Source organism: Pseudoalteromonas sp. B131b, from assembly GCF_037162545.1.
Lineage (GTDB): Bacteria > Pseudomonadota > Gammaproteobacteria > Enterobacterales > Alteromonadaceae > Pseudoalteromonas > Pseudoalteromonas fuliginea.
The window spans coordinates 3087956-3112549 of record NZ_JARLUZ010000001.1 but is presented as its reverse complement, the minus strand read 5'-3'; the positions used below and the strand labels follow the sequence as shown (position 1 = coordinate 3112549).

Here is a 24594-nt window from a genome sequence, read left to right as displayed (position 1 = left end):
ATGCGATCTCTTAACAAGGTTGCTGCGCTGCTTGGGCAAGGTAAGTTTGAAACGCGGGCTAAGCTTATTCGTTTTAGTCATTTAAATAACTTATCTAAAACATTTAATATAATGGCCGAAAAAATACAACGTTTAATTTCTTCACATAAAAATTTGGTTAATGCGGTGTCGCATGAGTTACGCACACCTATTGCGCGTATCGAATTTAACTTAGAATTACTTCGTGGCAGTACAACAAACGACTATCAGGTAGGGCAGTTAGATCGTATTGAAATTTCGCTAAATGAATTGAATTTACTTGTGTCTGAAATGCTTACCCACGCTCGCTTTGATAGAGAAGCCCCAACATTAGCATTAGAAACTGTTGAGCTTAATCAATGGATAAAACAAGAGCTAATTGTTTGGCAAGAAGCAAACCCAAAAAAACAATTACGTTACTTGAAAATGCTGAGTGTGAAGCACTGTTTGATAAGTTTTATATGAGCCGAGCTTTAAGTAATTTGATTCGAAATGCGATTGCTTATGGGCGAGATGTTATTCAGATCAGTTATCAAAAAGTAGGGAAAGGTTGGTTAATATATGTAGAGGATGACGGCGATGGCGTTGCTAACTCAGCTCGAAGAAAGATATTTGAGGCATTTTACAGAGAAGATGAAAGTCGTAATTTACAAACAGGCGGAACCGGTTTAGGCCTTGCTATTGTGAAGCAAATATTAGATTGGCATGGTGGTGAGGCGAGTGTTGATGAGTCTTCTTTAGGTGGCGCACGTTTTATTTTGCGTTGGCCTACTAACATGTAAGTCACGGATAGGTTTGCAATTAGTTAAAATGATTAGACACATAACTCTGCTTAGTAAGAGATCAATCTTATAATCGTTAAATAGAGCCTGTATATAAGCCGATAGGTATGACATGGAATACGTTATGAAACCAAAAATTTTAGTTGTAGAAGACGATTTGCCGTTGGCAGAGTCTATTGATGAGTATTTAACGCTTGAAGGGTATGAGGTTAAAATAGCGGCTAATGGGGAGGATGCGGTTACAACTATTCTACAGTGGCAACCTGCATTAGTTATTTTGGATGTTATGTTGCCCAAAAAAGATGGCTTAACGGTGTGTCGTGAGGTTAGGCCTTTGTACAATGGTTATATTGTTATGTTTACCGCACGGGAAGAAGAAATTGATCAAATTGTTGGGCTTGAAATTGGCGCAGATGACTACTTACTCAAACCGGTAAAACCTCGTTTATTACTTGCTAAAATTAAAGCGTTTTTAAGGCGTGAGCAACCTATGCAAGCTGCTGGGATAAAGACACAAGCTAAAGGTTTTATAAGCTTTGGAGAACTCGTTATCGCATCCCACAATAGAACGGTTACGTTAGGTGGTTTGCCAGTGCAACTTACCGATGGTGAATACGACCTTTTAATATTGCTGGCTAAAAATGCTGGCACGGTTTTGTCTCGTAATAGTATTGTTGAACAGTTAAAAGGTTATTATTATGACGGTATTGAACGTGGTATAGATAACCATATTAGTCAGTTACGCAAAAAATTGGGCGATGATGCGCGTAATTCTTTAAAAATTAAAACGGTACGCTCAAAAGGGTATTTGTTTGTTGTAAGTGCATGGTAAATAATAGGGTTTGTAGCAGTAGCATATTAAAGCTACTGCATTTAAGGCGCTATAAATGTTATTCCTCAGCCATTACTCGTTTACCGTTTTTATCAACAATAAGTAAATAAGAAGCGCCAAAATCACCAGTGCATAAATCAATAAATTTATCAGCAATTTTTAAACCATTAGCGCAGCTGTTAACGCTTAAGTAGTCGGTGACTTTACCTTTTTCAGTGGTTATTGTTTTAGTATTATCGATTAAAACAGTGTAATTACCGTTAGCAAATAAACGTACATTAAATACGTCTGCATTATTGTTTTGCTTTTTATTAAGCACCGAAACAGTTTGTTCGCCCGATGCTTTCCAAGCAATAACCCATAGGTTATCGTTATTGCTTAAAGTTTTGGTTATACGCTCTTCTTGGTTTGTGGTAATGCTGTTTTTAACACCTAAATTGATCATATTGTTAATTGCTTTATAGCTGTAACGATAAGTTGTGCTTACTGTGTTACTTGCTACATCGGCTGAAATAATAGTATCGTTATCAAATAGGCCGCTATAACCTGTGCTAATGTTCCTTTTTTAAGATGAAGATCGGCCATGTAGTCTAGTGAATTTACAAAAGATACTCTTGCCTCATGAGTTAATTTATCATCTAGCTCATCTGAGCTTTCACCACAGCCACTTAAAATAGTTGCAAAGCCAAACAACAATGAAATACGTAGTCCTTTATTACTGGTGTTCATAATAATCTCCATAATTTTTAGTTTTATTGCATTTAGTAACTGATTCTAGAAATGAGGTATTTAAGTCGTAAATTTATAGCTCAAAGGCTAACATATCAGTAGACATGTAATTCTCAGGGCTTGTCGGGTATTGTCATGAATTGTAAGAAGCTGTTAATTTTTTATGTGTTTATCAATTTCGCAGTGGGTTACTTCTTATTTTTATTAATTTTATACAGGCTAATTTTATCAGTAATCTTCCCCCGTTATGTACGCAAGAAAGTGCAAACTCTATTCCTGCCATTGAGTCAGAAATCATGAACACCCAACTAAAAATAGCCACATTTAACCTGTTTAACTACCTTGAGCCGCCCAATGCATACTATGAATTTGAGAAAATTTATACCGCGCAGCAGTGGGCTAAAAAGCAGCGTTGGGTTGTTGATTACTTAACAGATCATGCCCCTGATGTGATTGGTTTTCAGGAAGTGTTTAGTATTGATTCGTTAAAAGAGCTAGTTGCTGAGCAAGGCTATAATTACTTTGCAGTAGTTGATACGCCAGAGGTGATTGATGATTTTATTTATAAACGGCCAGTAGTAGCGATTGCCTCTAAATATCCCATAGTTGAAGTAGCAGCGGTTGAGCATGACAGCGAGCTTGCAAGTACGCTTGGCCTTAATAGTGAGTTTACTTTTAGTCGTAAGGTATTGAGAGCGACCGTTACTTTGCCGCATATAGGCAATACTGATTGTTACGTGGTGCATTTTAAATCTAAGCGCCCAATGATTAATGTTGATGAGCATAATAAAGAGCTTACACCCGAGCAAAACATAATTGAAATTTTAAAAGCGAACGTAGCGGGTGGGTGGGGCTCAACGATTCAGCGTGGCAGTGAAGCTACATTACTAATGATACAAATGATTACTCGCCGTGAAGCTACGCAACAACCCATGCTATTAATGGGGGACTTTAATAATGAACTTGCGGATGGTGTATTAAGTCATTTACTGACGAGTACGCTACGCTTTGCACCTGCGTTTGACGCTAAAACCTACCTTGCTAAATATTGTTTAAATGATTCATGGGATTTGTTTGTTAAGTCGCAGCTAAGTAATGATGAAGTGATTAGCGATGAAGCAATAACAAACGATGTACAAAGCGATTGTGATAGCAGTAACAGCCAAGTAAAAAATATAAACATAACAAAGGCAGCACCGTTAAGACCGGCAACACATTATTATGGCGCGAGCAGCTCTGTGCTTGATTACATTTTATTGTCGTGTGAGTTTGATGCTAGTTACGATGACAGCTTTTTTGAAGTCAGTGGTTATGACACTTACGACAGGCACTTAATAAATCCCGAGTATGATCGAGACGATCTAAGCACCGACCACGGTGTTGTGTTGATCACACTAAAATTAAGGTCTTAAAGGGTGTTTTTATTATGAAGAAATTAATTACATTCTTGGTTTTTTTTATGTTTAATTCTTTTGCTGCAGAATTTCCTACCAGTGCACGTTCTGAAAAAGCGATATCAATGGTTGCACCCACTTTAAAAAAGCAACTATCTGATAAAGGGCTTGAATATGGTGCACCTATATTTATTCGAATATTCAAAGACCCAGGTATTCTTGAAGTCTGGCTGGAGTCGGATGATGGCACATTTATACACTTCAAAAATTATGAAATTTGTACTTTTTCAGGTGATCTTGGCCCTAAATTAAAAGAAGGCGACAACCAAAGCCCTGAAGGCTTTTATTATGTTGATGCTAGTGGGCTTAATCCTTGGAGCAATTATCACTTATCATTTAATTTGGGCTTTCCAAATAAATATGACCGGACACACAACCGAACTGGCAGTGCACTGATGGTGCATGGCAACTGTGTTTCTATTGGGTGTTATGCGATGACTGATGAATATATAAATGAGATTTACGCGTTGGGTGCTGCAGCGTTAAAATCGGGGCAATCTTTTTAGGGTTCATTCATTTCCGTTTATGCTTGAGGATGAAGTTTTATCAAAGCATAAAGCAAACCAATGGTACCCTTTTTGGCTTAACCTTAAAGAAGGTTACGATTACTTTAACAATTATAAAAAGCCACCAAATGTTGAAGTTTATAAAGGAATGTATACGTTCGAAAATAGATATTAATGGTAAAAAATATACGTAAATAATCGGGCTGTTTAATTATATTTTTTGTCGTTTAAAAATATTAACCGTTTTGATTGGTTGTTAGCTTATTTGAAATCTTTATTATTGAGTTGAATGTTTTTTGATCTGCATCAAGCTTATAAGCGGCGGTAATGATAGATTATTAATAGGGATACTGACATTTAAAATTCATTAAAATAATCTACTATCGTGAAGTAACAAAGTAGAGTCACACCTATATTACAATTAACTCATACAGTGATAGTTAATACCAAAAATAGTGCAGTATTAGCCTAATCTTATAAATAGGCCAAGACTGGCTACATTTACCTACTTTTATATACATGGAGTTTTACCGCATGACGATTAAATCGACACTCAAATCTCTCAGTACAATCGCTGCTGTGATCATATTGGGTGGGGGTGGTTGGTATGTTTGGCAAACTCAGCAACCTGCACTGCTATCTGAACAATTGCCAGAGAGCGTAGCCTATGGAAATGGCCGCATTGAAGCGACCGAGTACGATATTGCAACAAAATTGCCGGGGCGCTTGATTGAGGTTTTAGCACAAGAAGGTGACATGGTCGAAGCCGGTCAAACATTGGCGGTTATTGATACTGACGATTTAAATGCACAATTACGTGAGGCTAATGCTGGGTTACGTGTTGCTACTGAGTCACGTAAATATGCTTTGGCAATTGTAGAACAACATAAAAGTGAACTTACTTTTGCAGAAACCGAGTTACGTCGCTCTGTAGCACTGCTCAAACAAGGGCATATTTCAAAAGAAGTAGTTGATCAGCAACGAACAAGCGCTGCAACAGCGCAAGCGGCTTTAAAAGCGGCAAATGTAAAAGTGGTGCAGTCGGATGCAGAAATAGAGGCAGCACAAGCGCGTATTGAGCGATTACAAAGTAATATTGCCGATAGCACCCTTAAAGCGCCTATTAGTGGCCGAATATTATATAGATTAGCAGAGCCAGGTGAAGTGCTTGGCAGTGGTGGTAAGGTTTTTTCTTTGCTTGATTTAACCGATGTGTACATGAGCATTTATTTGCCAACAGCGCAAGCTGGCAAAGTGACAATAGGCTCTGAGGCACGCATTGTAATAGATGCAATTGCACAATACACGTTACCCGCTAAAGTTACTTTTGTATCAGCGCAAGCACAATTTACGCCTAAATCGGTAGAAACACGTAACGAGCGTGACAAACTGATGTTTAGAGTAAAAGTGAAGCTAGATTCAAAATTATTAAACGATCATATTGAACAAGTTAAAACAGGCGTGCCTGGACTTGCTTATGTTTTATTAGCACCAGAGCAAAATTGGCCTATGCAGTTGCAGGTTAGAGTGCCTGAATAATGGCTGATGAAAACAATCGCAAAAAGAAGAGCAACAAAGCTAAAAAGCCTTTTAGTGTGGTTAAGCTTACTCAGGTTACGCATCGCTATGGCAATAATTTAGCGTTGGATAATATTAATCTGGAGTTACCTGCGGGCAGTATGGTGGGTTTTATAGGCCCTGATGGCGTAGGTAAGTCGAGTTTGCTTGCACTTATTGCAGGAGCACGTGCCGTTCAAAATGGTGACGTTGAAGTGTTAGGGGGCAATATGCGTAGTAGCCGCTTTCGTACTTCAACTTCGCCAAGTATTGCTTATATGCCACAAGGATTAGGCAAAAACTTATACCCGACACTCTCTGTTTTTGAAAATATTGATTTTTTTGGTCGGCTTTTTGGGCAAGAAAAAAGAGCGTCAGCACCGAATCAAAAACTTATTAAAAAGCACTGGACTCACTGAGTTTGCCGATCGTCCTGCAGAAAAACTCTCAGGCGGTATGAAACAAAAACTCGGTTTATGCTGTGCGTTAATTCATGACCCTGAGTTATTAATTTTGGATGAACCAACAACGGGGGTCGATCCGCTTTCTCGTCGCCAATTTTGGCAATTGATTAACCATATTCGCGCTCAGCATAATGGTATGAGTGTGCTCGTTGCGACCGCTTATATGGAAGAGGCAGATGATTTTGATTGGCTAATCGCCATGGACGATGGCAAAGTTATAGGTACTGGTAGCCCAGAGGAGATTAAGGCTCAAACAGGGAAAAAATCCCTTGATGAAGCATTTATATCATTGCTACCTGAAGAAAAGCGTCATGATCATCACGTACTTGTGGTTCCTCCTCGTCAGAATAATCTAAAAACTGATGAAGCCGCTATTCAGGCTACAGCGCTTAGTAAAATATATGGCGATTTTACAGCGGTTAACAATGTTAGTTTACGTATTGAACAAGGCGAGATTTTTGGCTTTTTGGGATCAAATGGTTGTGGTAAAACCACAACTATGAAAATGCTGACAGGCCTTCAACCGGCAAGCAGTGGCGAAGCTAAGTTATTTGGTCAAGTTGTTGATGCTAACAATATAGAAACTCGTAAGCGCGTTGGATTTATGTCGCAAGCATTTTCACTTTATAATGAATTAACCGTTGAGCAAAATATGATGTTGCATGCGCGCTTATTTCATTTGCCAACAGAGCAAATTGCGCCGCGCGTTAATGAATTAATTATACGGTTTAACCTTAAAAAATACCGTGATGATTTTCCTGTCGATTTACCGTTAGGTATTCGCCAGCGTTTATCGCTTGCGGTTGCGGTAGTGCATAGCCCTGAAATGCTTATACTTGATGAACCTACCTCGGGCGTAGATCCTGTTGCTCGTGATGACTTTTGGGAATTACTTATTGAGTTATCGCGTGAGCAGGGCGTTACTATTTTTATTTCGACTCACTTTATGGATGAAGCCGCACGCTGCGATAGAATTTCGTTGATGCATGCAGGAAAAATACTTGCCAGTGATACACCCGCTGCACTTTGCAAAGCGCGCAGTGCAGATACGCTCGAAGATGCCTTTATTGCTTATTTAGAAGAGGCGGTGCTTGAGTCTCAAGCGAGTTCTGCTTTGTCTACAACGATGGCTAAAGAGCCAGAGTTGTTACCTGAAAGTGAACCTAAAACGGTGCCAATCGGTAAACAAAAAGCGAATACCGCTTTTAGCTTTTTACGCTTGTTTGGCTATGCTCATCGCGAAACGCTGGAGCTATGGCGCGATCCTATTCGTTTAACCTTTGCGCTGTTAGGCTCAATTATTTTAATGTTTATTTTAGGTTATGGGATTACCTTTGATGTTGAAGATTTGAGCTTTGCGGTGATGGACCAAGATCAAACCCCTGAGAGTCGCGATTACGTTCAAAATATTGCCGGATCGCGCTACTTCATACAAAAAGCTGATATTAAAAGCCCTTCAGAGCTAGATAAACGAATGCGCAGCGGCGAGTTAAGTGTGGCCGTTGAGATCCCACCTAATTTTGGCCAGCAATTGAAACGCGAGCGCACGCCAGAAATTGTAGTTTGGATTGATGGTTCAATGCCTTTTAGGGCAGAAACTATATCGGGTTATATGACGAGTTCGTATTACAGTTACCTAACTGACTTATCATTGCGTACTTATGGGGTCATACCCAATTTAGTACCGGCGAATATTGAATCACGCTATCGTTATAATCAAGACTTTAAAAGTATTGAGGCCATGGTGCCTGCTGTTATTCCACTTTTGTTAGTGTTTATTCCTGCAATATTAATGGCGTTGGGTGTTGTACGTGAAAAAGAATTAGGTTCAATCACTAATTTATATGTTACACCGGTTACGCGACTCGAATTTATTATTGGTAAACAACTGCCTTACATTTTAGTTAGTATGGTAAGTTTTTTTGGCTTAGTTGCCCTAGCTGTCACTGTATTTGGTGTTCCGCTAAAAGGAAGTTTATGGGCGTTGAGCTTGGCTGCTTTATTGTATGTAACAGCAACAACTGGTTTAGGGCTGTTAATTTCGGCTTTTACTAAGACACAAATATCGGCATTAGCGGCATCAACTGTGGTTGTATTGATGATTGCTGTTAATTTTTGCGGGTTGATTGACCCCGTTTCATCCTTAGAAGGCTTTCCTGCAATAATCGGAAAACTATTTCCAACTACATACTTTTTAGAAGCATGCCGTGGTGTGTTTAATAAAGCACTTAATTTTTCTGATTTATCGGCGCAGTTTTTACCTTTGCTTACTTTTATACCAGTGCTGACGTTAGCCAGTGTATTTTTACTTCCAAAGCAGGATAAATAGCCATGCAATGCCTTAGTAATATTCTTAATTTAGGTATCAAAGAACTGCGTAGCTTATGGCGCGATAAAGTGCTGTTATTATTTGTGTTTTTTGCTTTTACAGGATTAATTTATGTTGTGTCTTCGGCAACTTCCATTGAGTTAAATAATGCACCTATTGCAGTTGTTGACGGCGATCAATCACAACTATCTAAGCGTATAATTAATGCATTTTACGACCCTTACTTTAAAACGCCTGACGTTATTGCATTAAGTGCAGTGGATCCCTCGCTTGATAACGGAAGTTATACCTTTGTGCTAAATATTCCGCCACACTTTGAGCGTGACGTTCTTGCAGGTAAGCAACCTACATTACAAGTGAATATAGACGCTACACGTATGTCGCAAGCATTTATTGGTGATAATTATATTCAAACAATTATTAGTGCTGAAATTAATGAATTTGTTCAAGGCTATCGATCGGTATACACACTGCCTATTAAGCAATCGGCGCACATAATGTTTAATCCCAATATGACCAGTGTGTGGTTTGGCAGTGTGATGGAATTAATGAACGTTATTACCATGATTTCGATTATTTTAACCGGAGCTGCGGTGATACGTGAGCGTGAACACGGTACGCTGGAGCATTTATTAGTAATGCCATTAACGCCATTTGAAATTGTAATTGCTAAAATTTGGGCCAATGGTTTAGTTATTTTATTACTGACCACTTTTTCACTTTTTATTGTAATTGAAGGCTTTTTACAAGTGCCTATTCATGGCTCAGCAGCGTTGTTTTTATTGGGCGCCGCCATTCATTTATTTGCGACAACATCATTGGGAATATTATTAGGAACGCAGGCGCGTACCATGCCGCAATTAGGCTTACTGATGATCCTTATATTATTGCCATTGCAAATGTTGTCGGGCGGGGTTACCCCTCGCGAAAGCATGCCTGATATAGTACAAAATATTATGTTATTTGCACCTACGACTCATTTTGTAAAGTTTGCTCAAGCCATCTTATATAGAGGAGCGGGGTGGGATGTAGTTTGGCCTTACTTTTTGGCTTTATTCGTAATCGGCAGTGTATTTTTTATATTTGCATTATCGCGGTTTCGTAAATCAGTCGCGTTTGGATAATAAGGTTTATCTAGTCGGTAATTTTTATAAAAAGGTGGAATTACTTACATTCATAAATAATTTTACTAAATTAAACTTATATTTATCAATAAACTAAGTGCGGCCTAAAACTTGCTGGATAATACCAATTAAAAACACAATAAGGGATTTAATAATGACTGAAGTTACACTTTCGGCTTACTTAGCGTTTTACCTGTATTTAATTATGTTGGTTGTACAATGGGCAGTGGCTACGTTTAGTAAAGCAAAAGAGCCTAATGCGGTGCCAGGTAAAATTGATGAAGATTTATCGCACGACAGCTTTATATTCAGGGCGCATCGTACATTTCATAATACGCTTGAAAACAGCGCATTATTTATAGGTACTGTGTTATTTGCATTTGTAATTAATTACCAAAGCCCAATATTTGCAATGTGTATTTGGGTGTACTTAATTGCGCGTTTAATTCACATGGTGCTGTACTACGCTATAGCTACAGAGAAAAACCCAAGCCCGCGTAGTTACTTCTTCTTAATTGGTGTGATTGCAAATGTGGTTATGCTAGTGATGATTGGTTTGAGGTTAATTGTATAGCTTATCTATTAAAGTAATAAATATTGTTCATCACAATATCTATAATCAAAGCGAAGTGATTTTATAATTACTTCGCTTTTTTTGTAAAGGGAGTGGGTCTCATTAAAATGATAGGGCTATTTTTAACCGTGAGCATTTTGATTAGATTTTATTCACCTTTGTTTGTGTGTATTTGGTGTTAATTTAATGTATTTATTATATTAATTGACGCGTGATAAATAGGCAGGCAATATCTAACTATCTTAGTAAATTATTTACACTACCTTTATGTATTATCCAGACAATTTACTTTTTGCTGTTTGGTTTTTACTTAGCCCGCGAGGTTACAAATCTTACGTCGTGATTAAATCGTCTCAGATAGAGCAAATTTAATCCAAAGAGCTGAACAGGGCCTGCATAAAACGTATTATTTACGGTATTAAAATTGGTATAAGGAGGCACTTATTAAAATTAAAATAGTTTTAGCTTTGTCGATTGCCGCACTATTTGTTTTTTATCTACGTGTCGAGTTTTTTTGCTAAGTCCAGATGCCTCTGATACTGATGACTCACCCGAAAGAGAAGTTACTTTAGAGACAACACGCTTTGTTTCAACTAAGGCGGATCAGCACTTGGGAGTTGTGTTTGATAGCTGTGATACGAAATTAAGCGATATGAAAGTCAATGATGAGTTTTCTATTTGTATTGAACTACTTCTTATTGAATTACGTGATGAAACGGTAGAGATTAAACTTGCAACAACGCAACCTCTTTATTTGGCATGGATTAAGGTAAATTGGCCATCAGCCTTAGAGCATATGCTTGGGCTGGATACCATAATGCGTAATCGCTTACTAAATAGTGTTATTCCTGTCATTGGTCAATATGATCTACAAAATTTGTCTGAGTGGATTCAAAATAAAGGATTTGATAATAGCACTCAAGTTGATTTAATCACTGTTGCATACTCTTCGCTTATGGATGAGAGCCCCATTACAGCCATTGAAGACGTAAGATTTTCTTTGAGCCCTGCCGTTAAATCTGGTGTGATTGATAAACTGTTAAATCAATGGAGTAGAAAAAATGCTGGCGCAGTGATGGAGTGGTTTAGCCAACAGCCACGCCCAGATATGTATGCGCATTTAATGGGTTTTGTTTTGATGCAATTAATACAGCAGCAACCAAATGATGCTGAAAATATAATTTCAGAATTGCCTAACTCTCAATTAAAATTTGAGACCATTAAATTTTACACAAAAAAACTCGCTTCAGAAAATTTAGAACAGTCTTTGAACTGGGTTAATAGTATTGAAGATGAAGCAAGTAGGCATGTAGGAATAGTGCAACTACTGAAATATATGGCGACTAACGAGGAATATATAGGTCGTTCGTTTGACGTGGCATTAGCGCAAGAAGATCCTTTTTTCCGTGATAAGCTATTAAATAACCTTAGTATTGATATACCTTATAATAAATTAGGTATGTTGATTGATTTAGCGCCCACACTGCCAGTTTCTGCTAAAAAATGGGTAATGAGCAATATTGGCTCTCGTTTAATTGAAAATGATCCTGATATGGCACGTGATTGGCTGAAGTCATTAATGCCGAGTAATGAAGCTAGTTATGCAAAACGTTTTGTTGGCGAAAAATCTCTTGAACGTAATTTACCTTTTGCTATAGAGCTTGCTAATGATATATCGGATCAAGATGAGCGAATGTTATTAATAGAATCAATATTAAAATTTGTTTACGGACAAAATGATTTTGATTTTGAATTATTATACGAAACATTAAGATTGTCATCGAGTGAAATAGATCAAGCGAAAATAAAATTTTATAACGCTGATACACACTAGCGCCTGTTTATCTTTTGAGGTTGAATTTACAGCACTGTGTTTGGTATTTAGGCAAGGCAGAGCCTATGTAGTATGGCTATTCTCCTAAATAGGTGACAACTATACATAAAGAACACACGGGCTGCCCACGGTTTCTTTCATAGTTGCCTGTTGTAGGTAAGGAGTGATTAGGACGTGGCAGCAGTTACCCAGCCCACTAGATTACAAATCTCGCGCTGCAATTAAATTACCCCTGAGTTGAACAAATTTAATCCTCAAAGATCAGCAAGCGCTGCTAGCGCCATAAAGCTGTTAGCTTAATGATTAAGCCGACAAAGTATTTATGAACAAATTTATTTTTATGAAGATAATAGTAGATGCCGATTTTTATTTTTAATTAAATAGAGGGGTGGTGATGTATTTATTTTTTGAGATTAATTAATCTGAACTTTGGTCAAGATACTTACTAATATATTGAATTATAAAGATGTTTAAATTTATTTTCTCTAGCCTGAGGTTTTCAGTGAAAATAAGGCGAATTCACGCGTCAATAGCTGCTCGAGATAGATTTACTATCCAGAGTTCAGGTTAATTATACTCAATGCGGCTTTAATAGCCGCATTAAGTAGTTTTGGGGAGCTTAAATTTTATTACTCCGTGTCGTATAACGAGAAGTAATAAAACCTAGTATTACAAATATTTTAGAATGACTTAGTTTGCTTTGTAAACACGTACCCAATCAATCCAAAATATACTTTTGTTTGAATCAGCTAGCTCGGTTGAATTCGGTTTTACATCACGCCAAGGCTGATGTTCCATATCTAAAATGATGTGCATTGGTTTATTTAGCCCTGTGCCGCCTGTATAGCCTTCAGGATCAATTATATTCGGACCCGAAACGCTGCGAACTAATACACCATCAATATAGTAATCTAGGTTCCATGCGTCCTTCCAATGTACACCGTAGCGACGAAATTTATTTCGGTATGTTTCACCGCTATTGTATACCCATGCGCCTGCGTCTTTTGGTTGGTAATCTTGAAATGGCTCACGTATAAAAACATGGTGACTTACGTGCATACGTTGGTCAAACCACTCTTGCCCTACACGATCACTGCCGTAGGACTCCATTGCATCAATTTCTTGAGTTGAATCAGAGCTCAGCATCCATACGGCATTAGCCATAGTGTTATTACTCGGTTTTACCATTGCCTCAAGATAAAGTGGGTATGTAAAAGTTGCTTTTGAAGAAACAATTCCCGAAAGCACTTTATTTGTTCCTGCTTTTTCAGTTGCCTGAAGGCCTAACGCACCACCAGTAGTGTAGGAATGACCTGAACTGAATTCAGTATCACCAGGCCCAAGCCAAGCATTAATATACGAAGCATTCCAACGATTGGTAAATGTTGCCGGTTTATTTGAAGTACCGGCTTGGTAGTTAAATTGGTCGGAAACAGTTTGTAATTGCCATGTTTTACCTGATCCAGCAGAAGCCGGAATACTATATGCGTCCCAATCTGCAGAATGTGTTGCTGTGCAGAGTATTGCGCAAGTAGAACAGGATAGTAGTTTTAATATATTCATATAAAATCTCCATGCAAATTAATGTAGATATGCTTCTTTAACTAGTGCGAGTAACTTTAGTGAATTTAATCATCGAAAGATAAACAGGCCCTAGATGAAACAATCTCTTTTGTGTGTACCTTCTATTATTTGTATCCATATTCAAACTCAAGCTTATGAAAATACCAGCATAAGCACACCGACATGGATACGTTTTAATAAAAGTGAAATAGTGTGTAATGTAACTTTGTTGTACTGATTTTAAAGTAACACCAAAGCAACTGTTTAATGTTTACACAATTACACATTGTTAACAATAGATAATTAAATATTTATTTTGTTAATAATTTAATCGCACCTGTTAACATTATGTTTTTGCTTGGGCGAGATGTTTTTTCTCTGTATCAATCAGTTTAACTTTTATCAAAATAGAGATATTACTACTGCTAATAAATACCTAATATTGGAACTAGAGAAATATTTTTAATGAAGCAAGGTTGGATTTTTTTATAACTTGATGTATAAATTGAAAAATAATTTATTTTTATTTTTACAATTTTTATTTAAATCTATAGTAAAGAGCTATGCTAGGGACGTTGAGTTATTAATATTTTAACAATTAGAAATATGAAGTGAATGAACGTTTTACAAAGCAGTGAACGACACTAATATTTAGACAAATGTTTCAAGAAACAAAAAATTTACATTTAAAGCGAAGAGCCTTGTAAGCAGCTTCGCTTTTATGTTTTTAGTTGCATCAAAATAAAGGCTAATATCTAGGGTCTTATATGATCAATCTACTCCTATAAATCCGCCAGTTTGGTGAGTCCAAAGTGCAGCGTAAATTCCGGCTTTAGCGATTAGTTCCTCGTGAGTGCCTTGTTCAACCACGCCCCCATCATCGAGTACAATTAATCTATCCATTTGCGCAATGGTTGAGAGCCTATGCGCTATGGCAATAACTGTTTTGCCTGTCATTAAATCATCAAGACTTGCCTGAATTGCAGCTTCTACTTCAGAGTCGAGTGCGCTGGTGGCTTCGTCGAGTATAAGTATGGGGGCATTTTTAAGTAGCACACGTGCAATAGCAATACGTTGGCGTTGACCGCCCGAAAGCGTAACACCGCGTTCGCCCACTTGTGCATCAAAGCCTTTATTGCCTTTGCTGTCGACTAAGTCATTTATAAACTCAAGTGCTTTAGCTTGTTTGGTGGCGTTGAGCATTTCATCGTGGGTTGCATCGGGGCGACCGTACAAAATGTTGTCTTTTACTGAGCGATGTAGCAAGGAGGTATCTTGCGTTACCATGGCTATATATCGGCGTAGGCTTTCTTGGCTTACGTCTGTGATGTTTTGCCCATCAATTTTTATTGTTCCTGAGTTTGTATCGTAAAAGCGCAGTAATAAGTTAACAAGTGTTGATTTACCAGCGCCAGAGCGACCGACTAAACCAATTTTTTCGCCAGGTTTAATATTTAAGTTTAAACCGTTCATTACTGGGCTTCGATTAGTTTCGTTTGCTGCTTTACCGTAGTTAAAGTGTACGTTGTTAAACTCAATGGCACCTTGGCTTACGTTAAGCGTATCGGCATTTGGTTTATCGGCAACTTCAATAGGGTTAGAAAGTGTTTTCATGCCATCGGCTACGGTGCCAATGTTTTCGAACAAGCTGCTTATTTCCCACATGATCCACTGCGCCATACCGTTTAATCTAAGCGCTAAGCTAACAGCAACTGCAATAGCTCCGGCGCTAATTGCGCTAAGCGACCATAAATAAAGTGATACAGCGGCAACCGAAAATACTAATAGGTAATTTAAGCTTTGAATAACAAAGTTTAAGCTGGTTACTAAGCGCATTTGCTTGTACACAGGCTGTAAAAATACATCCATGCTTTGTTTTGCGTATTGCTCTTCACGTTGGGTATACGAAAACAATTTAATAGTTGAAATGTTAGTGTAGCTATCAACAATACGACCGGTCATTTCTGAGCGCGCATCGGCTTGTGAGCTGGCAATCTTTTTAAGGCGCGGTACAAAATAAAGCTGCACGCAGATGTATAAAGCTAACCAAACCAGTAACGGGATCATTAAGCGCCAATCGGCTTCGGCAACTAAAAATACCATAGAGCCAAAATAAACCACGATATACATTAATACATCGAGTAGTTTAGTCACTGTTTCGCGAACGGCTAAAGAAGTTTGCAGTACTTTAGTGGCTATTCTTCCTGCAAATTCATTTTGATAAAAGCTAACACTTTGGCGCAGTAAATAACGATGTGCTAACCAGCGAATTGACATAGGATAATTACCCAATAGGGCTTGGTGCAAAATAGCAGAGTGAAAAAATACAACAACGGGCAGCACAACTAACAGCATTACGGCCATTTTTATAAGTTCTGACTTTTGCTCTACAAACAAAGTTTCGGGTGTATAGGCCGTTAACCAATCAACAAGCTGCCCCATATAGCTAAATAAAGAAACCTCTAAAATAGCAAGCATGGCGGCGCTGATTGACATAAGTAGTAGCGACAGCTCCATTCCTTTGGTGTAGTGGCGACAAAAAGCAAATAAAGTAGAAGGCGGCTGAGTGGGTTGGTCCTCAGGAAATGCTTTTGTCATTTTTTCAAATAATCGATACATTTTAAAAACTTAAATGGCAAATAATGGCGAGTATTATACCATTTAAGTATTTTTAAATGCAGGTTTGTAGGTCATTAATTATGAGTATTATTCTTATTTATTACGTTGGGTTACTTAGATTTATTCCTTCGCTCATGTATAAATCATCGTATTTGAGCCCACCATTACCATAAGGTTTTTTAATTGGGCCCGTATTACAGTTTGCTAAAAAGTATATAAGAGGTTGTTCGCGCTTCATTCTAAATTGTGCATTTTTATATACCAGAGTTTGCTTGCTAAATTCACCACCTTTTACATAAACATCGTATTGTTGCCCTTGCTCTGAGACTGCTGCGTTATTAACAACGTACCATACGTCGTACCACGTATTTGTTTGCAGAGGTTTAGCTGACTGTTTTGTAGTGTAGTTTTGAATGTTGCTATATCCGCTGTCGGTTTTAACCATTAATGCGCCATCGTTTACAAGCCCGTTTGATTCTGTTTTATCGGTTACGCGAAGTGTTGGCTCAAATGCATCGTACGCATGTTTATTAATTAACTCCGGAGTAAGATTACTCAGCCCAAAAGCGTGATTATTGGGAAACGCAGCGACGTTTATACGTATATAAAATGTGTAGGTTTGACCAACTTCAACCGCTAGTGGAAGCTTTGTATAAGAAAGTGCTTTACGATTTCCTACAATGCCTTCTGCCGCAGGCTTTTTTAGTAAATAATGATTAACAGATGCGATTGCTTGTTCTGGTTGTATAACTGTTATTTGTGGATTTTTAACTTGTGGTTTGGTTTCATTTTGAGTATCAACACTTTGCCACTTGCTAAGTGAATGTTCAAAGTCATCAATAAGCAGCCAATCGCTCGATGTGTTTTTTTGAATGTTTGAACATGCTGATAGCGTGCTGAATAAGCAAAGAAATAAAATGTGTTTAGAAGACATAATTGGCTCTCGTAATATTATTGATATTTGGTTAACCAATTTAAATTTCGGCTATAGTTTTTATTAAAAGTCATATAACCAATTTAACTTTTTTATGTCAATCATTAAAACATTAGTTATGGTTTGATAGAGCTTGAAAAATGTAATATTGTCATTGTATTCAATCAGCTCAGCGAATTTTAGCTGAGTTGAAATTAATTAAATTATTAGGACGTTTTATGTATACGGGTTCGTGTTTGTGCGGTGAAGTAAGTGTTGAAGTATTGGGTAGTATAACCAGCATTATTCATTGCCATTGTTCACTATGTAGAAAAAATAGCGGGACTGCATTTGCAACTAATGGCTTTGTAAATACAGATGACTTTACAATAACGAAAGGGCAAGAACGACTCAGTGAATATAGTTTTAAAGCAGGGCGTACGCGCTATTTTTGTAAATGTTGTGGCTCTCCTGTTTATAGTAGTAATGCAGATGACAAAAGCAGAATACGAATTCGTCTAGGTATATTTGATAGCGATATTACTGAACAAGTATTGTCGCATAACTTTGTTACATCTAAGGCTAACTGGGAGCTGTTAGAAACAAGCTTACCGTGCTATGAAAAACATGAACCTGGGCGGTAAGACGTTTTATTCAATGTGGTAAATGCTGTTAATACTTTTATAAAGGTCTGGCGCAAAATTTATAAACACAGGTGAGTTTTGTATTTCATCAACGTTAATATGCATTAACGTATGTTGGCACAATATCAATACTATATTTTTATATTCATTAAACTCTATTAGCGCCAAGCATTTAAAATGTTGCCTTATCAGTACCAAAAGGGCTTGTAATTCTTGACCTGTTTGCGGGTTTAAATTAACGATTACTTGAGTATTTGGCTCACTACAGCGATTTATGTTTTGCCAAAAGCTGTCATTGGTTAAAAAAGGCTGATGATGTTCACCACTAAAAATATCAATAGTAATTACGTTAAAGTTAGCTGTGCATTTTGAAATATACTGTTCAGCGCATTGTAAGTGGATATTGTGGTTACTTGGTAGGTTAAATAATTGCGTTGCAATAGAGGCTATATTTGGGTTTATTTCGATTGTACTAAATGTATTAATGGTATTTACGTAAGGCGTATGGTTTTGCAGGTGATACATGATTCGCTCAAACCCTGCGGTTCCTAAGCCTAAATTTAATATGTTTAGTGTATTTGCAGGTTTAAGTAAAAAGAGCAACATGCATTGATTTACAGGGACGATTACTTGTTCTGGATGCACAAGGCACATAACACCTTGAATAGTAATATCTTCATCTTTTTTTGTGCAAGTGTTAGCCAACGATACTGTTGATTTTGAAATACAGTTATAGGGCCAAAATCAGTTTGTTCTGATTTGATTTGGTTTGCTTCAATGGTATCGTTTTTTAGCTGACGCATAACTTAAACTTTTTTATAAACACATTCATAGTGTGCCACGAAAAATAAATTTTTAAATAGATTATTGTGCAGAACACATGTAATTTTATTTATTACTATAATAGTGTATTGGCAATTAACTACTTAAGTATTATTCAAGGATTGAAAATGGGATTAATTTTAGGGCCAGCTGTTTTAGTATGGTTTGCAGTATTTATTTATTCTTTACAATTAGGACATGCGCTTATTTATAAAAATATGAGTCTATTAACGACAGTATCTACTTTTGTAATTAGTATTATTGGTATGCTGGCTTTTATTACGTATGGATATAGGCAGTTTGTAAACAATACCTCTGTTTGGGCATTTGAGATCCCAAGTTACTTTTTATTTAACAAAATTGCTTTTATAGGTGTATTAAGTGGTTTTTTACTTAACTACTATATTAATCCTGCAAATAATTCTGATTTTTTGAGCTGTTTAGCATTTGTATTAATATTTATGTTTTCTGCTGCTGTGCTTGCAAGCTTAGGAGGACATAAGGCGTTTTTAAAAGAATTTGGTATTAAAACCACTCATTAAAGTATACATAATCAGTTTTGGCCCAGTATCTATTGGAATTAAATGGCTTTTACTATCCGCGTAACCTCTTGTAAATGCGCTTTAGCGTGCTCCTTTCTACATCTACCTCAAATGTATTGCCATAAAATCTTAGTTAAGTAATGGTTACACTATAATAATTAGGAGCTAATAAATGCTTAAAACACCTTTGAAAATCACAACAACGTTACTTAAATTTACTGCAATTGCAGGCGCTTGCACACTTGCACTATCAGCACATGGGAAAACACAACTTCAATATACCGACCAACAAAAGTTACATGATATAGCAGCTAAAGTATCAGCCGAACGTATTGGTAGTGACATTCAAACGCTGGTGGATTTCGGTACTCGCCATACGCTTTCAGAAACTAAATCGGATACTCGAGGCATTGGTGCGGCTAGGCGCTGGATAAAAAAGAATTTGAAAAAATATCCGCACAGTGTGGCGGTTGCCTAGAAATTATTGAAGTAAAGGACACTATATCGGGCGAAAAACGCATTCCTAATCCTGTTGAAGTGTTTAATATAGTGGCCATTCAACGCGGGTCGAGCGAGCCTAATCGCATGGTGATGATGTCGGGTGACATAGATTCACGTGTAAGTGATGTTATGGACTTTACGAGTGATTCACCTGGGGCAAATGATAACGCATCAGGCGTGGCAGGTGTAATAGAAGCTGCTCGTGTTTTAAGTAAATACAAATTTAATGGATCGGTAGTTTACGCGGCGCTTTCGGGCGAAGAGCAAGGTTTGTTTGGTGGGAAAATATTAACGGCTTACGCGCAAAAGCATGACTGGCAAGTTCATGGCGTTTTAAACAACGATATGATTGGCAATATTACCGGTATTAATGGGGTAACCGATAATACAACTGCACGTATATTTTCAGAAGGTACCCGTGTTGTAGAAACAAAAGAGCAAGCTAATACTCGCCGCTTTAGAGGTGGTGAAGTTGATTCTGCGAGTCGTAATTTAGCGCGCTACATAGATACTATTGCGGATAGATACATTCCTAATTTAGATACAATGCTTGTATATCGATTAGATAGGTTTGGCCGTGGTGGGCATCATCGTCCATTTAACGATGCAGGTTTTGCCGCAGTGCGTATTATGGAAACTAACGAGCATTACGATCGCCAGCATCAAGATTTACGCACCGAAAATGGGGTTGAGTATGGTGATACTATTGAAGGCGTTGATTTTGACTATACGGCCAAGTTAACTTCACTTAATGCGGTAACGATGGCATCAATGGCGTGGGCACCTGCACCGCCAAAAGAAGTTAAAATAACAGGAGCAGTTACAGCTGATACGTCGTTTTCATGGCAACAAAGCAGTGATGAAAATATTGCGGGTTACAAAATTTATTGGCGTTACACGAGCGAGCCGCAATGGCAGTTTAGTAAATACGTTGGCAGGGTTTCAGAGTTCACACTTAAAAATGTAGTGATTGATAATTATTACTTTGGTGTAGCCTCTGTTAGTAAAGACGGTGTTGAGTCGCCAGTAGTGTTTCCGGGTGATGTAGGTTCGTTTGATCACAATATAAAATAGTAGTTTGGCTGAAAATTCAGCAAACAGAGCGCTTGAAGGTGTAAACGGCCATTTTATACTTGCACCTTATTTACTAAGCCCTTAGAGTGTAAAAAAAGAAGTAAAAGGTTATTAAAAATGCAGCAACAAGAAAAAAACCGTTAACAGCACAAGAGAAAGCTTTAGCTGAGCAACAACGTGTTGCATGGCAGCGTGAATGTTTTCAGGCAGCGCAAAAACACTTAGCTGAAAAGGGCATTATGCCAAAATCAGTAGTTGATAAAGACAGCCGATTTTTAGCGCCACTTTGCGCAATGTGGAAATTTAAAGCACAAAATGGTAAAACATATTGGGTGGTAACAGGGCGGTTACCTACAGATCATGCTGAGGTTAGTGCGGCTACAGATGCCCGCGATGCAATGCGTTACTTTTCTTTGCAGTGGCAATTAAAAGCGGATCAAATTATGAGTACAGGCGCCCGTGACAAAACGCAGGTAGATTTTGCTAACTTACTTATAAATAGAGCACATGGCTTGTACGAAATGTATGAAAATGAGCCTCTGTGGGCAAATGAGGCAAAGTAACTACAGTTTGGGTTAAGTAAAAAAGTAGAGGGTGATGGTTTATTTATTGCCCTTTTCTTTATCTAATGGACAAGTGTGAAAGGCGTTGTATTAAACGCCGAAACAGAGCATTGCATACGTTGCCTAGGAATTCCCGCCTCCATAAACACATTTCCTTGCTGAATAAAGCCATTTCGCTTAAAACGTTCTACTTCATCTAGAATACAATTAATACTGACAGCTTCTATCCCCTGATTTGATGCTAAATCAATAATGAAATTGAGAAGCGATTTATATACATTGCGGTTTCGGTGTGCGGGTAGTACAGCTATTCGACCAATTAAGCCATCAGTACATAATCGGCCTGTAGCAACGGGGCAGTGAGTGTCGTCTGTAACAAGTACATGCAACGCAAATTTATCTAGGCTATCAAATTCTATACGTTTAGGTATGTGTAATTCATAAACAAAAACACGCTCACGAATTAGTTGAAGCATATCCTTACGTATAGCCCATTCTACTTTATCAACTTGATAGCCCATGGCAAACTCCTAGTTAAACCAAATTCCCTCATTAACGAGTGTAGTAAAGGTTTGAATAAATACTAGGCTAGGTTTTAAAAATTTTAACTGCGAGGCTTCAAACTCGATATCGTCAGTTAGTAGTTTCACAGCAGCTAAGTCAGTTGATAACACAGTGTAATTTTCGCCGTTTACACTTAACAAAATGTTTTCTTCAAGCAATTGATAAATAGCGCGTGTGCCACCTAAGCGTTCAAACACAATGGTGTTATTAGTTAATGCATTCGTTATTTGCTCAGCTGAAAATGGCTCTTCAACAGGCGCTAAGTCCATTTCATGTTTAGGTTGGCTTAAGGTTGTTCCTAGCCATTGTTTGAATAACGTGTCGTTTTCAAGCAGTCCTTGCATTAATGTTTTAACTTTAGTGACTTCAATATTATTAAGCTCACCTTTAGATTCTCTGAGTGTGAGATTACCATCGGTGTAGCGTTTTTGACCACTTTCGGTATCAATAATATGATCGGCGAAGCTCGACAATAAATCTTGTTGATTAGGGGCTCTAAAACCAACTGAGTAATTGAGTGCATTTTCTACAGCGTAACCTTCGTGAGGACACCCAGGTGGAATATATAAAATATCGCCGGGCTCTAATATGCAATCTATTACGGCTTCAAATGCTTCTACTTGCAGTAATTTTTTGTTTTGAGCAAACTGCTTAAGTGTCGGATCAGGCAGACCTACACGCCAATGACGTTTGCCTTCGCCTTGAATAATAAATACATCGTACTGATCTAAGTGTGGGCCAACACCACCATTAGGCGTTGAATAGCTGATCATTAAATCATCTATGCGCCAGTTTGGAATAAACCTAAATGGTTCTAGTAGTTGTGCAGCATCGCTATGCCAGTGATCAACTGCTTGCACGAGCAATGTAGAGTGATCGTCTGTTAACTGCTCAAAGTCTTCAAATGGACCTTGGTGCGTTTGCCAATCATTTTTATGATTGGTGATAATGCGTGACTCTATGCTTTCTTCCATTGCGAGACCGGCAAGCTCATTAGCATCAAGTGGGTCTTGAAAATCAGTAAAACCTTGTTTGATTAAAAGCGGTTTTTTTGCCAATAATGGCTTAAAAACTCTTGCTCAGACAAATTATTTATTTTTAATTGATACATACATTATGCCTACTAGTTAGTGCAATGGGGTAAAACAAAAAAAGCGAAAGGATGATCCTTTCGCTTTTTAAAAGAGCAATTTAGTTTTTAAACTAAATCATCAATAAACTCAACAGCACGACCAATGTAATTAGCAGGTGTTAGTTTTTTCATTTCTACTTTAGCGTGCTCTGGAAGGTCAAGACCATCGATAAAGTCAGCCATTATTTCTTGATTTACACGTTTACCGCGTGTTAAATCTTTAAGTTTTTCGTATGGCTTTTCAATGCCATATTTACGCATAACGGTTTGAATCGGCTCGGCTAGCAATTCCCAGTTTTGATCAAGCTCGTCAGCTAAACGTTGCTCGTTTACTTCAAGCTTGCTTACACCTTTAAGTGTTGATTGGTATGCAATAATCGCATAACCCATACCTACACCTAAGTTACGTAATACCGTTGAATCGGTAAGGTCACGCTGCCAGCGAGAAACTGGTAATTTTTGTGCAAGATGAGCAAAAATAGCGTTTGCTAAGCCTAAGTTACCTTCTGAGTTTTCAAAATCAATTGGGTTAACTTTATGCGGCATTGTTGATGAGCCAATTTCGCCAGCAATTGTTTTTTGCTTAAAGTGATTAAGGGCAATGTAGCCCCACATGTCACGATCAAAATCGAGCAATATAGTGTTAAAACGTGCAATTGCGTCAAACAACTCTGCAATATAGTCATGCGGTTCAATTTGTGTCGTAAATGGATTTAGTGTTAAACCTAAGCTTGATACAAACTTATCTGCGTGTGTATGCCAGTCGTAATCTGGGTATGCGCTAAGGTGAGCGTTGTAGTTACCAACAGCACCATTAACTTTACCTAACATTTCTACTTGTGCAATTTGGTCACGTTGACGTTTTAAACGCATGTATACGTTAGCAAACTCTTTACCCATAGTCGATGGTGTAGCAGGTTGCCCGTGTGTACGAGTCATCATTGGGATTGCTTTGTACTCAATCGCTTTTTCTTTAATTGCGCTTAAAAGCTCATCGCAATAAGGAAGTAAAACGTTTTTACGCGCTTCGCTTAGCATTAAACCATGAGATAGATTATTAATATCTTCTGAAGTACAAGCAAAGTGAATAAATTCGTTAATTGCGTGAAGCTCACTGTTATCGGCGACTTTTTCTTTTAGTAGGTATTCAACCGCTTTAACATCGTGATTTGTCGTACGTTCAATGTCTTTAACGCGCTGTGCATCAGCTTCACTGAAGTTATCTACAATGGCGTTTAGAAGTGCATTAGCTTCTTCGCTAAATGCAGGCACTTCTTTAATATCGCTTGCTGCAGCTAACGCTTGCAACCAACGCACTTCAACAATTACGCGGTATTTGATTAAGCCAAATTCGCTGAAAATACTGCGCAGTTCAGTGGTTTTGCTGCCGTAGCGACCATCCACTGGAGAGATAGCCGTTAACGCTGAAAGCTCCATAATAACTCCTAAATTTT

16 protein-coding genes and 6 pseudogenes are annotated in these 24594 nt (G+C 37.9%); 14 read left to right on the top strand and 8 right to left on the bottom strand.

Annotated elements, in window-relative coordinates:
* The 3 genes from P4S65_RS14340 (at position 1) to P4S65_RS14330 (ending at position 1632) form a co-directional block, all read left to right on the top strand.
* A complete protein-coding gene (locus tag P4S65_RS14340; protein ID WP_337120432.1) occupies positions 1-483 on the top strand; it encodes a histidine kinase dimerization/phospho-acceptor domain-containing protein in 483 nt (160 codons plus the stop codon).
* Positions 480-800, top strand: coding sequence for an ATP-binding protein (locus P4S65_RS14335; protein ID WP_337120431.1), 321 nt, complete (start codon positions 480-482; stop codon positions 798-800). Before P4S65_RS14340 ends, P4S65_RS14335 begins: the two co-directional genes overlap by 4 nt.
* Before the next feature lie 124 nt (positions 801-924).
* Positions 925-1632, top strand: a complete 708-nt coding sequence (locus tag P4S65_RS14330; protein ID WP_337120430.1) for a response regulator transcription factor — start codon at positions 925-927, stop codon at positions 1630-1632.
* 58 nt (positions 1633-1690) lie between these two features.
* Here P4S65_RS14330 and P4S65_RS14325 read toward each other — a convergent pair.
* Positions 1691-2361: pseudogene (locus P4S65_RS14325) on the bottom strand (hypothetical protein).
* Between the two features lie 296 nt (positions 2362-2657).
* Between P4S65_RS14325 and P4S65_RS14320 the strand changes: the two are divergent.
* From P4S65_RS14320 to P4S65_RS14290, 7 genes and pseudogenes are all read left to right on the top strand, one after another.
* Positions 2658-3773, top strand: a complete 1116-nt coding sequence (locus P4S65_RS14320) for an endonuclease/exonuclease/phosphatase family protein (RefSeq protein WP_337120429.1) — start codon at positions 2658-2660, stop codon at positions 3771-3773.
* A 47-nt stretch (positions 3774-3820) separates the two neighbouring features.
* Positions 3821-4321 carry a L,D-transpeptidase family protein gene (locus tag P4S65_RS14315; protein WP_337120428.1) on the top strand — a complete coding sequence of 167 codons (501 nt, stop codon included), beginning with the start codon at positions 3821-3823 and terminating at the stop codon, positions 4319-4321.
* A 534-nt stretch (positions 4322-4855) separates the two neighbouring features.
* Positions 4856-5860: an HlyD family secretion protein gene (locus P4S65_RS14310; RefSeq protein WP_096793216.1), complete on the top strand. Its 1005-nt coding sequence runs from the start codon at positions 4856-4858 to the stop codon at positions 5858-5860.
* A pseudogene (rbbA, locus tag P4S65_RS14305) lies at positions 5860-8671 on the top strand (ribosome-associated ATPase/putative transporter RbbA). The gene P4S65_RS14310 and the pseudogene rbbA overlap by 1 nt, the downstream one beginning before the upstream one ends.
* A gap of 2 nt (positions 8672-8673) precedes the next feature.
* Entirely contained in the window at positions 8674-9795 is a 1122-nt protein-coding gene (locus P4S65_RS14300; protein ID WP_096793214.1) for an ABC transporter permease, read from the top strand.
* 154 nt (positions 9796-9949) lie between these two features.
* Positions 9950-10369, top strand: a complete 420-nt coding sequence (locus P4S65_RS14295) for an MAPEG family protein (protein ID WP_007375694.1) — start codon at positions 9950-9952, stop codon at positions 10367-10369.
* Positions 10370-10883: 514 nt separating this feature from the next.
* The gene (locus P4S65_RS14290) at positions 10884-12203 is read left to right on the top strand and encodes a hypothetical protein (RefSeq protein ID WP_337120427.1); all 1320 of its coding nucleotides are present in this window, start codon (positions 10884-10886) and stop codon (positions 12201-12203) included.
* A gap of 690 nt (positions 12204-12893) precedes the next feature.
* Here P4S65_RS14290 and P4S65_RS14285 read toward each other — a convergent pair.
* From P4S65_RS14285 to P4S65_RS14275, 3 genes are all read right to left on the bottom strand, one after another.
* Complete coding sequence (locus tag P4S65_RS14285) at positions 12894-13766, bottom strand: beta-agarase (protein ID WP_337120426.1); 873 nt, start codon at positions 13764-13766, stop codon at positions 12894-12896.
* A gap of 771 nt (positions 13767-14537) precedes the next feature.
* Positions 14538-16385, bottom strand: coding sequence for an ABC transporter ATP-binding protein (locus P4S65_RS14280; RefSeq protein WP_096793213.1), 1848 nt, complete (start codon positions 16383-16385; stop codon positions 14538-14540).
* A 100-nt stretch (positions 16386-16485) separates the two neighbouring features.
* Positions 16486-17319: a hypothetical protein gene (locus P4S65_RS14275; RefSeq protein WP_337120425.1), complete on the bottom strand. Its 834-nt coding sequence runs from the start codon at positions 17317-17319 to the stop codon at positions 16486-16488.
* Between the two features lie 218 nt (positions 17320-17537).
* Between P4S65_RS14275 and P4S65_RS14270 the strand changes: the two genes are divergently transcribed.
* Positions 17538-17942 (top strand): GFA family protein, encoded by a 405-nt coding sequence (locus P4S65_RS14270; protein ID WP_007375699.1) that lies wholly within the window; start codon positions 17538-17540, stop codon positions 17940-17942.
* 6 nt (positions 17943-17948) lie between these two features.
* Here the strand turns inward: P4S65_RS14270 and P4S65_RS14265 are convergent.
* Positions 17949-18745: pseudogene (locus P4S65_RS14265) on the bottom strand (hypothetical protein).
* 147 nt (positions 18746-18892) lie between these two features.
* On the opposite strand from P4S65_RS14265, the gene P4S65_RS14260 reads away from it, so the two are divergent.
* From P4S65_RS14260 to P4S65_RS14250, 3 genes and pseudogenes are all read left to right on the top strand, one after another.
* Entirely contained in the window at positions 18893-19306 is a 414-nt protein-coding gene (locus P4S65_RS14260; protein WP_337120424.1) for a hypothetical protein, read from the top strand.
* A 172-nt stretch (positions 19307-19478) separates the two neighbouring features.
* A pseudogene (locus P4S65_RS14255) lies at positions 19479-20881 on the top strand (M28 family peptidase).
* Between the two features lie 117 nt (positions 20882-20998).
* Positions 20999-21444: pseudogene (locus tag P4S65_RS14250) on the top strand (DUF4826 family protein).
* Positions 21445-21506: 62 nt separating this feature from the next.
* Here the strand turns inward: P4S65_RS14250 and P4S65_RS14245 are convergent.
* From P4S65_RS14245 to purB, 3 genes and pseudogenes are all read right to left on the bottom strand, one after another.
* Positions 21507-21965 (bottom strand): GNAT family N-acetyltransferase, encoded by a 459-nt coding sequence (locus tag P4S65_RS14245; RefSeq protein ID WP_007375704.1) that lies wholly within the window; start codon positions 21963-21965, stop codon positions 21507-21509.
* Positions 21966-21974: 9 nt separating this feature from the next.
* Positions 21975-23119 (bottom strand): annotated as a pseudogene (locus P4S65_RS14240) (ribosomal protein uL16 3-hydroxylase).
* 87 nt (positions 23120-23206) lie between these two features.
* A complete protein-coding gene (gene purB / locus P4S65_RS14235) occupies positions 23207-24577 on the bottom strand; it encodes an adenylosuccinate lyase (RefSeq protein WP_337120423.1) in 1371 nt (456 codons plus the stop codon).
* Positions 24578-24594: the final 17 nt, after the last annotated feature.

What these genes read in the sequence shown, in the direction of transcription:
- P4S65_RS14285 (WP_337120426.1), bottom strand. Translation starts at nt 13,766, where the DNA reads ATGAATATATTAAAACTACTATCCTGTTCTACTTGCGCAATACTCTGC.
- P4S65_RS14335 (WP_337120431.1), top strand. Translation starts at nt 480, where the DNA reads ATGAGCCGAGCTTTAAGTAATTTGATTCGAAATGCGATTGCTTATGGG.
- P4S65_RS14245 (WP_007375704.1), bottom strand. Translation starts at nt 21,965, where the DNA reads ATGGGCTATCAAGTTGATAAAGTAGAATGGGCTATACGTAAGGATATG.
- P4S65_RS14310 (WP_096793216.1), top strand. Translation starts at nt 4,856, where the DNA reads ATGACGATTAAATCGACACTCAAATCTCTCAGTACAATCGCTGCTGTG.
- P4S65_RS14270 (WP_007375699.1), top strand. Translation starts at nt 17,538, where the DNA reads ATGTATACGGGTTCGTGTTTGTGCGGTGAAGTAAGTGTTGAAGTATTG.
- P4S65_RS14340 (WP_337120432.1), top strand. Translation starts at nt 1, where the DNA reads ATGCGATCTCTTAACAAGGTTGCTGCGCTGCTTGGGCAAGGTAAGTTT.
- P4S65_RS14320 (WP_337120429.1), top strand. Translation starts at nt 2,658, where the DNA reads ATGAACACCCAACTAAAAATAGCCACATTTAACCTGTTTAACTACCTT.
- P4S65_RS14275 (WP_337120425.1), bottom strand. Translation starts at nt 17,319, where the DNA reads ATGTCTTCTAAACACATTTTATTTCTTTGCTTATTCAGCACGCTATCA.
- P4S65_RS14295 (WP_007375694.1), top strand. Translation starts at nt 9,950, where the DNA reads ATGACTGAAGTTACACTTTCGGCTTACTTAGCGTTTTACCTGTATTTA.
- P4S65_RS14315 (WP_337120428.1), top strand. Translation starts at nt 3,821, where the DNA reads ATGTTTAATTCTTTTGCTGCAGAATTTCCTACCAGTGCACGTTCTGAA.
- purB (WP_337120423.1), bottom strand. Translation starts at nt 24,577, where the DNA reads ATGGAGCTTTCAGCGTTAACGGCTATCTCTCCAGTGGATGGTCGCTAC.
- P4S65_RS14300 (WP_096793214.1), top strand. Translation starts at nt 8,674, where the DNA reads ATGCAATGCCTTAGTAATATTCTTAATTTAGGTATCAAAGAACTGCGT.
- P4S65_RS14330 (WP_337120430.1), top strand. Translation starts at nt 925, where the DNA reads ATGAAACCAAAAATTTTAGTTGTAGAAGACGATTTGCCGTTGGCAGAG.
- P4S65_RS14280 (WP_096793213.1), bottom strand. Translation starts at nt 16,385, where the DNA reads ATGTATCGATTATTTGAAAAAATGACAAAAGCATTTCCTGAGGACCAA.
- P4S65_RS14260 (WP_337120424.1), top strand. Translation starts at nt 18,893, where the DNA reads ATGGGATTAATTTTAGGGCCAGCTGTTTTAGTATGGTTTGCAGTATTT.